Source organism: Rhodococcus sp. Ni2, assembly GCF_021352185.1.
Classification (GTDB): domain Bacteria; phylum Actinomycetota; class Actinomycetes; order Mycobacteriales; family Mycobacteriaceae; genus Rhodococcus_F; species Rhodococcus_F qingshengii.
Window position 1 is genome coordinate 738,120 of sequence record NZ_WOXZ01000001.1, and the last position, 11,460, is coordinate 749,579.

The window sequence follows — 11,460 nt, forward strand, 5'->3', positions numbered from 1 at the left end:
AAGCCCCACACCTGACGGTGCGGGGCTGCTTGTGCTGTGCGCCTTTATTAACCGCGGGGGGTTAATAAAGGCGCACAGTGGATTACTTGGCGTCCAGCAGATCGATCACGAAGACCAAGGTCTTGCCGGAAAGCTGGTGCCCTGCACCGGCGGGGCCGTATGCCAGCTCCGGCGGAATGGTGAGCTGACGGCGTCCGCCGACCTTCATGCCCGGGATGCCGTCCTGCCAGCCCTTGATCAGGCCACGAAGCGGGAACTGAATGGACTCGCCACGGCTCCAGGAAGAGTCGAACTCTTCGCCGGACTCGAACTCGACACCGACGTAGTGAACGTCGACGGTGCCACCGGGAACGGCTTCGGCGCCTTCTCCGACAACCAGATCCTTGATGACCAGATCGGTCGGCGCGGGGCCTTCCTGGAACTCGATTACGGGCTTGCTACTCATGGGTCCTCCTCGTTGAGGCGAAATGTTGGGTACAGAAGACTAGCGGGTGGTGATATCGCTAGGTCACGCGTCAGCGGGACGTGATGTCTCTGTAGTCACGCTCGGTGTAGCCGGTGTAGATCTGGCGCGGGCGGCCGATCTTCGTAGCCGGATCCTCGTGCATTTCACGCCAGTGCGCAATCCAGCCGGGCAGACGGCCCATGGCGAACAGCACCGTGAACATGCGCGGCGGGAAGCCCATCGCGCGGTAGATGAGGCCGGTGTAGAAGTCGACGTTCGGGTAGAGCTTGCGCTCGATGAAGTAGTCGTCCGTGAGGGCGGCCTCTTCGAGTTGCATTGCGATGTTGAGCAGTTCGTCGTCGCCGCCGAGCTTGGCGAGGATGGTGTGCGCGGTTTCGCGGACCAGCGCAGCGCGCGGATCGTAGTTGCGGTAGACGCGGTGCCCGAAGCCCATGAGCTTCACGCCGTCTTCCTTGTTCTTGACCTTGCGGACGAACTCGGCTGCGGTGCTGCCGCTGGCCTTGATCTCGTCGAGCATCTCGAGCACTGCCTGGTTGGCGCCGCCGTGCAGCGGGCCCCACAGTGCGTTGATGCCGGCCGAGACGGAGGTGAACAGGTTGGCGTCCGACGAGCCGACCATGCGCACGGTCGACGTGGAGCAGTTCTGCTCGTGGTCGGCGTGCAGGATCAGCAGCATGTCGAGTGCCTTGGCGACCTCGGGATCACCCTGGTACGGCTCGGCGGGGAAGCCGAACGTCATACGCATGAAGTTCTCGACCAGGTTCAACGAGTTGTCCGGGTACAGGAACGGCTGTCCGACGGACTTCTTGTACGCGTACGCAGCGATGGTCGGCAGCTTCGCGAGAAGACGGATGGTGGACAGTTCCACCTGCTCCGGATCCTCGGGATCGAGCGAATCCTGGTAGTACGCCGACAATGCGTTCACTGCGGACGAGAGAACCGGCATCGGGTGAGCGTTGCGCGGGAATCCGTCGAAGAACCGCTTGAGGTCCTCGTGAAGCAGGGTGTGTCGACGGATGCGGTCCGTGAAGGACTCGAGCTGGGCGTCGGTCGGCAGTTCGCCGTAGATCAGCAGGTAGCTGACCTCGATGAACGTCGACTTACCTGCCAACTGCTCGATGGGATATCCGCGGTAACGCAGGATTCCCTTCTCACCGTCGATGTAGGTGATTGCAGAACTGGTGGATGCAGTGTTCACAAAACCGGGGTCAAGGGTGGTGTACCCCGTTGTGGCCAGCAGCTTTCCCAGCTCGATGCCGTCATTGCCCTCTGTTGCCCTGGCAATGGACATCGTGTACTCACCACCGGGGTAAGTAAGCGTGGGCTTTGTGTCATTGTCAGCGGGCACGAAGGATCCCTCTCAAGCTCGAACCAACGAGTAACTACATGCGATCAACTAGAAACTAGTCGCACGGGAGAGATCGTGCCGAAGGAGGGTCGCTCCACGGCTATTTTTCGGGTACTCACGAACCCGACATACCCACCGAAACTGAAACATGTTCCAGTCTGGGCTTTCCCACTCGCGTGACCGGTACTCCAGTCTACGGAATCGCGCATTTACCCACACTGATCTGCAAATCTCGGCTGCAATTCGCAAATGGGAGCAACGTCGGACCTTCCGGACCACTGACACGGGGTACCGAAAACCGATCGTTATCGGCTGATGCCTACTTGGTGTTACACGATCCCACGGTATGAGAGCCGGATCACAGCGCCTTGATGCCCCAGCTACCCGTCCACGTCTGACCCGGATGAAGCACCAGGAGATCGATGCCCGAGTTGAAGGCGTCAGGCGGGCAGGTCATCGGCTCCAAAGCCAATGCGCGGCCGCGATCGGGATACCCCTTGTCGTTGGCGGGATCTGCGATGAAGGCCTGAATCCACGGGAACTCGCGGTTGGTCCACAGGGCAGTGCCCGTTCCATCCGGAGCCAGCAGCTCGTGTTGCGTGCGACCACTGCCGTCGACGACGTCCAATGCGCTGTACGGAGTGTCCAACTGCACCCCGGCAAGCAGTCTCGGTGTCCGGAAGTCGTAGTCCGTACCGGCGACTGCCTGCGAATACGCGTTCGGCAGCATCCTCGCCGGATCGATCGGCAACCGTGTGCCTGCTGCCAGATGCAGAGCACATTCGTCGAGCGGAAAGTCGCCGGCGCGAATGAAGGTGTGCATTCCGAGCCCGAACGGCGACGAGGTCGCACCCTTGTTCGTGGCCGTGTGCGTGACGGTCAGTCCGTCGGCACCGACCTCGTAGGCGACCGTCAGCTGCAACGGATAGGGCCAACCCTTGTGAAGTCCCACGTCGACCGACAGTTCGACGCGCTCGTACGTGTGGTCCACGAGGCTCCAATTGCGACGCCGGACGAACCCGTGGCTCGCGTTCCCCAGCGCAGGTTCGGTGATCTCGAGTTGATGCTCGATCCCGTCGAACATGAAGTGCCCGTCGCGAATTCGGTTGGGCCACGGCGCGAGAACCAATCCGGCCGACAGCGGTGGCTTCGATCCGAGTGCCCAGGTCTCGGTCAGCGCGCGCTGACCGTTCGGTCCTTCGTGATCGAGTAGCCGCAACCCGGCACCGGCCGCGGCGATCTCGGCTCGATAGCCTCCACCACGGATCTCGAACCCTCCCCTACCCGTGCTGTGCGGCGCAGTCATACGTACCAGTTTCCACCACGAGCGACCGGTTAACCAGGACGTCAGACGGCGCGTCCCACCTTGTAGCGAACGAATGCCGGAAATGCGAGGGCAGAAAGGACAACACCGACAATCACCAGGAAGCCGCCGCCCGCTGCCGCGACACCGGTCCCGAACAGGAAGGCTGCACCGCCGTGCAGCACGTCACCGATACGCGGACCACCTGCCACGACCACGATGAACACGCCCTGCAGTCGTCCGCGCATGTCGTCGGTTGCCACTTGCTGGAGCATCGTGCTGCGGAAAGCCGCCGAGACCATGTCGACGGCTCCGCCGAATGCCAGGAATGCGACCGCCACCCAGAGCAGAATCACACTGGAACCGGGACTCGCGAAGTACACGGCAACGCCGAAGCCGACCATGGACAGCCCCCACAGCGCGATGCAGACCAGAACGGCTCGCCCCTGGTACTGAACCCGTGGCAACCAACCCGAGAAGACTCCGCCCAGAACGGCTCCCACCGACATCGCCGCGAACAGCAGTCCCAGCGCAAAACCGCCGCTGGCGGGGTCACCGAAGGATTCGTGAGCGATCTCCGGGAACAGTGCTCGCGACATCCCGAACACCATCGCGATGATGTCCACCACGAACGACGCGAGCAGAACCTTCTGCGTCGCGAGATACGTGAAACCGCCGAGGACCTCGCTCAATCCGGCTCGCCGAGACGTTCCGGTCGGCGGAATCGCCGGGAGCTTCCATACCGCCCACAGTGTGGCGAGAAGAAAGATCGAGTCGAGCAGGTACAGCAGTTGCAGACCGGCCGACGGTATGAGGACACCCGCCAGTAGCGGGCCGGCTATCGCACCGAACTGCACGACAGTCATGTTCAGCGAGTTCGCGGCAGGTAACTGCCTGCCCGGAATCAACCGAGGGATGATCGCCGCTCGCGTCGGCTGGTTCACCGCGAAGAACGCCTGTTGAACCGAGAACAATCCGAGCACCAACCACACGTTGTTCACGTTCAGGGCAGCCTGGATCCAGAACAGCACCGACGTGACGCCGAGTCCGATCGAGGTGATCATCAACAGCCGTCGTCGATCCATGACGTCGGCCAGTGCGCCGCCCCACAGACCGAAAACGACCAGCGGGACCAGACCGAAGATTCCCGTCAGACCGACGTAGGCCGAGCTTCGGGTGATCTCGTACACCTGTTGCGGTACGGCGACCACGCTGAGCTGAGCGCCGATGACGGTGACGATGCCGGCCGTCCACAGCCGTCGATAGTCGCGATTCTCGAGCGGAGTCGTGTCCGCGAGTAGCCGGCTCACGGCTGGAGACGGACGGCGGACCACTGTCCGTCGACCAGGCTCGTGCGAACTCGATTGTGCATGCGGTTCGCGCGTCCTTGCCAGAACTCGACAGACTCGGGCCGAATCAGAATCCCGCCCCAGTTCGGTGGCACCGGAATCTCACCGTCCACGCCGAATCGAGCAGCGACCTCACGCAGTTGCTCGTCGAGATCGGCACGCGAGTCGATCGGACGAGACTGCGACGACGCCCACGCGCCGAGCTGTGAACCGCGAGGCCTGGTTCGCCAATACTCCTGCGTCAGTTGAGCACTCACCCGCTCGGTGGTGCCGCGGACGATCACCTGCCTGGCAAGGGTCAGCCACGTGAAGTTCGCCGACGCGTACGGGTGGGCGTCGAGGTGACGAGCCTTGTCGGATCCGTAGTTGGTGAAGAAGAGGACGCCGTCCTCGCTGAGCCCTTTGCAGAGCACGGTGCGCGACGCCGGACGGCCACCGTCGTCCACCGTCGACAGAGTCATGGCGTTGGGCTCCGGCGCGTCAGCTTCGACGGCGTCCACGAGCCATTGGCGCATGAGGGGCAGCCAACCGGTTTCGACAACCGAAGTATCCAATTCCGCACTCATGCGGTCCTCGACGGACTCCGATTCGCTGCCTGCTTGCGGATAGCCCACACGCATGGCCGCGAGTTCGTTGTCCACCGCCTGCGGGTCCTGACGTTCATTCGACACAGCCGAGAACGCTACTCCCGGGTACTCACTGGCCAACGGCTACGCGGCACGCGCTAAAGTTTGCCGTGGCTAGACCCGACCCGGACCGCGAGCCGCACCAGCGACAGCGCCGAATCGGGACGAGACGATTGCGCAGTACAAAACACGGTGCGTGCTCATCCCTGCGAGCACCGAGGCGCAGTCACTGAAGCTGAGGCAGTGCGACTGTAGACCTGGCGCACTCGAACGAGGAGAGTCCACGAGAATGGCAGCGAGCGCAGCAATACCGGACGATTTTGTGAGCGGACTCGAAGGCGTCGTCGCCTTCACCAGCGATATCGCAGAACCCGACAAGGACGGCGGCGCACTGCGCTACCGCGGAGTCGACATCGAAGACCTGGTCGGCCAGAGGGTCACCTTCGGCAACGTATGGGCCCTTCTCGTCGACGGCCGCTTCGGCCCCGGCCTCCCGCCGGCCGAGCCGTTCCCCCTCCCCATTCACACCGGCGACGTCCGTGTCGACGTTCAGGCCGGACTGGCGATGCTGGCTCCCATCTGGGGCTACCAGCCGCTCCTCGACATCGATGACGAGACCGCCCGCGACCAGCTCGCCCGCGCATCCGTCATGGCGCTGTCGTACGTCGCGCAGTCCGCTCGCGGCATCTACCAGCCAGCAGTCCCGCAGAGCCGCATCGACGAGGCCAAGACCGTCACCGAACGCTTCATGGTTCGCTGGAAGGGTGAGCCCGATCCGGCACACGTCGAGGCAATCGACGCGTACTGGGTCTCGGCAGCCGAGCACGGCATGAACGCCTCTACCTTCACGGCCCGCGTCATCGCCTCCACGGGCGCCGACGTCGCGGCTTCGCTTTCCGGCGCCATCGGCGCGATGTCGGGCCCGCTGCACGGCGGCGCACCGGCCCGCGTTCTTCCGATGATCGAAGAGACCGAGAAGACCGGCGACGCCCGCGCGCTGGTCAAGGGAATCCTCGACCGCAAGGAAAAGCTCATGGGCTTCGGACACCGCGTCTACCGCGCCGAAGATCCCCGTGCACGCGTGCTCCGCGCCACGGCCAAGCGCCTCAACGCTCCCCGCTACGAGGCTGCCGCAGCTCTCGAGCAGGCTGCACTGGCGGAACTGCGTGAGCGTCGTCCCGATCGCGCGATCGAGACCAACGTCGAGTTCTGGGCCGCCGTCATCCTCGACTTCGCCGAGGTTCCCGCGCACATGATGCCCGCCATGTTCACCTGTGGCCGCACCGCCGGCTGGTGTGCACACATCCTCGAGCAGAAGCGTCTCGGTAAGCTGGTACGCCCGGCCGCCATCTACACCGGCCCGGCGCCCCGTACTCCGGAGTCGGTCGAGGGCTGGGACCAGATCAGCCACGCGTAGTACCCCGCTCGAATTCGCCAATCACGGTAGTACAGAACACAAGTGAAGGAACAGAAAGAAGCGATGACCTCCACACCGATCATCCCCGCCGACCTCAAGCCCGCCGACGGACGCTTCGGCTGCGGTCCTTCCAAGGTTCGCCCCGAGCAGCTGCAGTCCCTGGTCGAGGTGGGCGCTTCGGTGTTCGGCACCAGCCATCGCCAGAAGCCGGTCAAGAACGTTGTGGCCAGCATTCGTTCCGGCCTCGCCGATCTGTTCTCACTGCCCGAGGGCTACGAGGTCGTCCTCGGCAACGGCGGAACCACTGCGTTCTGGGATGCGGCCGCATTCGGCCTCATCCGCGAGAAGTCGCTGCACCTGACCAACGGCGAATTCAGCTCCAAGTTCGCTTCGGTCGCCAAGGCCAACCCGTTCATCGGTGACCCGATCGTCGTTTCCGCCGATCCGGGCAGCGCACCGGTGCCGGTCTCCGACCCGTCCGTCGATCTCATCGGCTGGGCGCACAACGAGACCTCCACCGGTGTGTCGATCCCCGTCTCGCGTCCCGCGGGTTCGGAGAACGCACTGATCGCCATCGACGCCACCTCGGGCGCCGGCGGACTTCCGGTCAATGTCGCCGATTCCGACGTCTACTACTTCGCTCCGCAGAAGTGCTTCGCTGCAGACGGCGGACTGTGGATCGCGCTGATGAGCCCGGCCGCCCTCGAGCGCGTCGCGGAGATCAAGGATTCGGGACGCTGGACGCCTGACTTCCTCTCGCTGCCCATCGCCGTGGACAACAGCTCCAAGGATCAGACGTACAACACCCCGGCCCTGGCCACCCTCTTGCTCTTCGCCAACCAGATCGAGTGGATGAACAGCAACGGCGGCCTCGACTGGACCACCGCTCGCACCGCGGATTCGTCCTCGCGCCTGTACAACTGGGCCGAGGCCAGCGAGTTCGCAACGCCGTTCGTCGCTGATCCGGCACACCGCTCGCAGGTTGTCGGCACCATCGACTTCAACGACGACGTCGACGCTGCCGAGGTGGCAAAGATCCTGCGCGCCAACGGAATCGTCGATACCGAGCCGTACCGCAAGCTCGGCCGCAACCAGCTGCGCGTCGGCATGTTCCCGGCCATCGACCCCGATGACGTCACCGCTCTCACCAAGAGCATCGACTGGGTCGTTTCTCAGCTCGGCTGATTTTCACATTTGCTTCACCGCTCGGCCCCCGGCATGACGTCGGGGGCCGAGCGTCGTTTGCGCCAGGCCTTGTGAGCTACCACACCGGTGGGCGGATCCGAGGTCATCTCGCCCTGCGTGTCCTGCCGAGTCCATGGTCACGAATGAATTACAGTTGAGCGCGGCGCAAAGTCGCGAGCCGGCGCGATAAGGAGGTCAATGTGCGAGAGCTTCGAGTGATCGGACTTGAACCCGATGGATCGCATGTGGTGTGCGCAGATGCTGAAACCGGCCAGAAATTCCGGCTTCCCGCCGATGACAAACTTCGTGCAGCTTCCCGCGGAGACGTGGCTCGACTCGGCCAGATTGAGATCGAAATGGAAAGCCAACTCCGTCCCCGCGAAATTCAGGCGCGCATTCGTTCCGGTGCTTCCGTAGAGCAGGTCGCCGAAGAAGCGAAGATCCCCATCAGCAAGGTCGAGCGCTTTGCGTACCCCGTTCTGCTCGAGCGCTCCCGCGCCGCGGAAATGGCGCAGGGCGGACACCCGGTGCGCGACAACGGTCCGACAGTTCCCACCCTCTCCGAAATCGTGACCCACGCATTCCGCGCCCGCGGCCACAGTATCGACGAGGCCACCTGGGATGCCTGGCGCGACGAGGACAATCAGTGGGTCGCGCAGTTGCAATGGCAGGCCGGCCGCACCACCAACGCCGCGCACTGGCGCTACCAGCCCGACGCGCACGGCGGAACGATCGTCGCACTCGACGACGCGGCATTCGACTTGATCGATCCCGACTTCGGTCGCCCGCTCCGCGGCCTGGTACCGGTGGTCTCGAACGAGCCGCAGCAGCTCGAACTGTCCCGATTCGACGTCGAACCGGTGGCGGAGATCGAGCCCGAGCCCGCAGCAGTTTCCGAGCGGACAGCAGTTTCCGAGCGCACAGTAGTCCCCGAGCGGACGGTGGTGGCGGAACGGATCGTGGCGCCCGAACCGATTGCTGTCGAGCCGGAAACCGTCGTCACCGAAGAGGTTCCCGAACCCGCACCGGATGTGACCCCGAAAACCGCTCCGCAGCAGACGCAGACCAAGGACAAGCGCGGACGGCCTGCTCTTCCCTCGTGGGACGACGTACTCCTCGGGGTCCGCAGCAGCGGTCGCTGACCCGAAGGAAAGTATTCTTCTTTCGAGCGAGGCTGAGGAGAGAGGGCTGCCGGTGGCTGCACGGGTATCGACGATCTGGTTTCTGGGCGGCGCAGACGCTCGCACCGAATTGAGCAGGTACCCACAGCCGGATCAGACCGAGGCCCTGAAAATCGCCATGTCGCTGTACCCGGACAAGGAGTTCGAGTCGCTCGGGCCTCAGCCGCTGTCGATGGCCGCGACGGTGAGCCCCGGCTACGTCTTCGTCGGTGCGTACGGCCGAGTGAGTGTCGTCTGCAGCTCCGAACTCAGCACCTTCGTCCCCTCGAAACTGCCTGATTCCTGGCACCTTTCGGCAGAGGGTGGCTCGACGCTGTTGATCAGCTCCGTCCCCGAAACCGCGCAGGGTTCGTTTGCACTGTGGGAGGACGGCGAGCTACGACGCTCGTTCAGTGCCATCCCGATCGACATCGTCGAAAATCTGGGGATCCCACAGACCTGGGAACTGGAATTCTGGGCCGGCAATCATCCCCTGCGTTACCCGCCCGGGATCCTGCCTGATCCGCAGTCACTTCCGTTCCACCCGCAACAGTTCGCGGAGTCCGCCAACCTCGAGTGGCTGGGATTTCGATACACCGGCGCGCCGCGAGAACACGAACTCGACACAACGCAGATTCTCCTGTGGGGCTTCAAGATTCACCGACCCGGCGAGGCACCCAAACCTGCACCCCCAGCCCCCGCGCCGATGCCCGAGCAGGCGCCGACAGAGGTACCCATGCCCGAAAACATGCCGCCGATCCACGACGCACCGGTGGCCAAGCCGCGCGGCCGCCTCGCTCGGTACTTCGGCTTCAAGTAGCGCCGAGCAGCCTCACAGGTTCACGCGGCTATCGCTGCGATCCACCCGAGCGGTACGCCGGCTACCGCGCCGTAGACCACCCATCGCCAGACGGGGACGGCTCGCCAGCGCCAGACGGTCGGCGCAAGTCCGCCTACCGCAATGACATTGACGACAACCGCCAGGAGCACGTTCACGTTGCCCAGCGCGACACAGAACGCCGCGACGGCACTGGTCGAGAGCATGGCTGCGAACACCGACACCGCGATTCCGGTGAACCAGGGCGTGCGGTCCTGAGTCACCGGCCGGTCCTGACACGTTCGTAGAAGGCCATCGCCGCTGCGGTCGCGACGTTGAGCGAGTCGGTACCGGGCGCCATCGGTATCTTGGCACGAATGTCGGTGGCCCGCATCGCATGTTCGGTCAAACCTGGCCCCTCGGCGCCCAGCAGTAGCGCTACCTTCTCCCCGGTCATCGCTTCGGCCAAAGTGACCGCTTCCGGATTCGGAGTCAAGGAAATGAGCTGAAAACCGTTGCCACGCAGCTCATCCAAGTCGTGTGGCCACTTTGCCACATGCGCGAAGGGCACTCGCAGCACGTGCCCCATCGACACACGGACCGACCGCCGGTACAGCGGGTCGGCACAACCCTTCCCGAACAGAACTGCATCGACACCGAGCCCCGCCGCGTTGCGGAACATCGAGCCGAGATTCTCGTGATCGTTGACGCCTTCGAGAACCACGACGGTCTTCGCGTCCTTCAACACGTCCGAGACCGCGAGCGGTGCCGGGCGTGCTGCTGCAGCGAGGACGCCGCGGTTGAGGTGAAATCCGACGACCTCGGCCATCACTTCGGCGCTCGTACGGTAGAACGGCACGTCCACACCGTCGAGATCGTCAGCGAGCTCCAGGAGCCGTCGTTCGACGCCGAGGAGACTGATCGGCTCGAACCGCGAAGTCAGCAGTCGCTGAGTGACGAACACTCCCTCGGCGATGACCAGTCCTTTGCCCTCCGGCAGGTCGGGGCGCCGATCCGAAGAGTTGAGATCGCGAAAGTCATCCAGCCGGGGATCGGCGGGATCTGAGATGTCGATGACGTGAACCACGGGTCTATCGTGCCGTACGCACCGCGAGCCCCCCACCACTACTCCCGACCTAGCGCAACAGCGTGACAAAATGCGCGTCGAGCACCTGGCTGATCACCTCTGGATTGGTTCGCTCGGGATTGTCGACGCCGTGCGACGCGAGCCCGTCGGCGAGCGCATGCAATCTCATCGCCTCGATGTCGACCGAGGCACCCGGCCGTAGAAAACCCGCTCGATGCGCCGCTTCCACGAACGAACGAAAGTGCTCGAACAAGGTCCGGTCTGTCTCGTCACGCACCGCCGTCAACGCCGAATCGGTCTGGGCGGCAGCAGCAAAGGCCTCCCAAACCTGCATTTCTTCACGCCGATCTTGGTCGAGGGGAACGAACTGATCGGTGAACTGACGGATCGCGCGGCGGATGTCGGGATCGAAGTCGATGCCGGCAATCCTTTCCTCCACCCGGACGGTCACGAGCGTCATCGCGAACAGCAAGAGTTCGGACTGCGTCGCGAAGAAGTGCCGTAGCGACCCCGTCGACATCTTCGCCTCGTCCGCGACCGCCCGGACGCTGGCGCTCGCCACACCGTCTCGACGGATCACACGCCACACGGCCTCGGCGATCTCTTCACGCCGCTCATCCGGACTGCTACGTTTCACCACTTCACAAAACTAACACAGCTGTGCTAGTTTTCAATCACTAACACAGTCGTACTAGAAATGAG

12 protein-coding genes are annotated in these 11,460 nt (G+C 63.8%); 4 read left to right on the forward strand and 8 right to left on the reverse strand.

The window, feature by feature from the left end:
- Positions 1 to 82 precede the first annotated feature (82 nt).
- The 5 genes from GN300_RS03470 to pdxH all read right to left on the reverse strand — a co-directional run bounded on the left by GN300_RS03470 (position 83) and on the right by pdxH (position 5,137).
- Positions 83 to 445, reverse strand: coding sequence for an FKBP-type peptidyl-prolyl cis-trans isomerase (locus tag GN300_RS03470; RefSeq protein ID WP_003940440.1), 363 nt, complete (start codon positions 443 to 445; stop codon positions 83 to 85).
- Positions 446 to 515: 70 nt separating this feature from the next.
- Complete coding sequence (locus GN300_RS03475; protein ID WP_003940509.1) at positions 516 to 1,814, reverse strand: citrate synthase; 1,299 nt, start codon at positions 1,812 to 1,814, stop codon at positions 516 to 518.
- Positions 1,815 to 2,172: 358 nt separating this feature from the next.
- Entirely contained in the window at positions 2,173 to 3,120 is a 948-nt protein-coding gene (locus tag GN300_RS03480; RefSeq protein ID WP_003939677.1) for an aldose 1-epimerase family protein, read from the reverse strand.
- A gap of 41 nt (positions 3,121 to 3,161) precedes the next feature.
- Entirely contained in the window at positions 3,162 to 4,427 is a 1,266-nt protein-coding gene (locus tag GN300_RS03485) for an MFS transporter (protein ID WP_021332219.1), read from the reverse strand.
- Positions 4,424 to 5,137: a pyridoxamine 5'-phosphate oxidase gene (pdxH, locus tag GN300_RS03490; RefSeq protein WP_007733483.1), complete on the reverse strand. Its 714-nt coding sequence runs from the start codon at positions 5,135 to 5,137 to the stop codon at positions 4,424 to 4,426. Before pdxH ends, GN300_RS03485 begins: the two co-directional genes overlap by 4 nt.
- Positions 5,138 to 5,381: 244 nt before the next feature.
- Between pdxH and GN300_RS03495 the strand changes: the two genes are divergently transcribed.
- The 4 genes from GN300_RS03495 (at position 5,382) to GN300_RS03510 (ending at position 9,674) form a co-directional block, all read left to right on the forward strand.
- Positions 5,382 to 6,509 (forward strand): citrate synthase 2, encoded by a 1,128-nt coding sequence (locus tag GN300_RS03495; protein WP_003940025.1) that lies wholly within the window; start codon positions 5,382 to 5,384, stop codon positions 6,507 to 6,509.
- Positions 6,510 to 6,572: 63 nt separating this feature from the next.
- Positions 6,573 to 7,694, forward strand: a complete 1,122-nt coding sequence (gene serC, locus GN300_RS03500; protein ID WP_007733484.1) for a phosphoserine transaminase — start codon at positions 6,573 to 6,575, stop codon at positions 7,692 to 7,694.
- Positions 7,695 to 7,894: 200 nt separating this feature from the next.
- Positions 7,895 to 8,836: a septation protein SepH gene (sepH, locus tag GN300_RS03505; RefSeq protein WP_030535368.1), complete on the forward strand. Its 942-nt coding sequence runs from the start codon at positions 7,895 to 7,897 to the stop codon at positions 8,834 to 8,836.
- A gap of 52 nt (positions 8,837 to 8,888) precedes the next feature.
- The gene (locus tag GN300_RS03510; RefSeq protein WP_042451221.1) at positions 8,889 to 9,674 is read left to right on the forward strand and encodes a hypothetical protein; all 786 of its coding nucleotides are present in this window, start codon (positions 8,889 to 8,891) and stop codon (positions 9,672 to 9,674) included.
- A 20-nt stretch (positions 9,675 to 9,694) separates the two neighbouring features.
- Here the strand turns inward: GN300_RS03510 and GN300_RS03515 are convergent, their stop codons facing one another.
- From GN300_RS03515 to GN300_RS03525, 3 genes are read right to left on the reverse strand one after another with little or no spacing between them, the layout of a single operon-like run.
- On the reverse strand, positions 9,695 to 9,955 hold the full coding sequence (locus GN300_RS03515) for a DUF2537 domain-containing protein (RefSeq protein WP_030535366.1): 261 nt from the start codon (positions 9,953 to 9,955) through the stop codon (positions 9,695 to 9,697).
- Positions 9,952 to 10,758 carry an RNA methyltransferase gene (locus GN300_RS03520; protein WP_003939731.1) on the reverse strand — a complete coding sequence of 269 codons (807 nt, stop codon included), beginning with the start codon at positions 10,756 to 10,758 and terminating at the stop codon, positions 9,952 to 9,954. Before GN300_RS03520 ends, GN300_RS03515 begins: the two co-directional genes overlap by 4 nt.
- Before the next feature lie 49 nt (positions 10,759 to 10,807).
- Positions 10,808 to 11,398, reverse strand: coding sequence for a TetR/AcrR family transcriptional regulator (locus GN300_RS03525; RefSeq protein WP_037128521.1), 591 nt, complete (start codon positions 11,396 to 11,398; stop codon positions 10,808 to 10,810).
- Positions 11,399 to 11,460 lie beyond the last annotated feature (62 nt).

Bases quoted from the DNA above. Each gene is read 5' to 3' on its own strand.
- GN300_RS03470 (WP_003940440.1), bottom strand. From the start codon at position 445: ATGAGTAGCAAGCCCGTAATCGAGTTCCAGGAAGGCCCCGCGCCGACC.
- GN300_RS03480 (WP_003939677.1), bottom strand. From the start codon at position 3,120: ATGACTGCGCCGCACAGCACGGGTAGGGGAGGGTTCGAGATCCGTGGT.
- GN300_RS03495 (WP_003940025.1), top strand. From the start codon at position 5,382: ATGGCAGCGAGCGCAGCAATACCGGACGATTTTGTGAGCGGACTCGAA.
- serC (WP_007733484.1), top strand. From the start codon at position 6,573: ATGACCTCCACACCGATCATCCCCGCCGACCTCAAGCCCGCCGACGGA.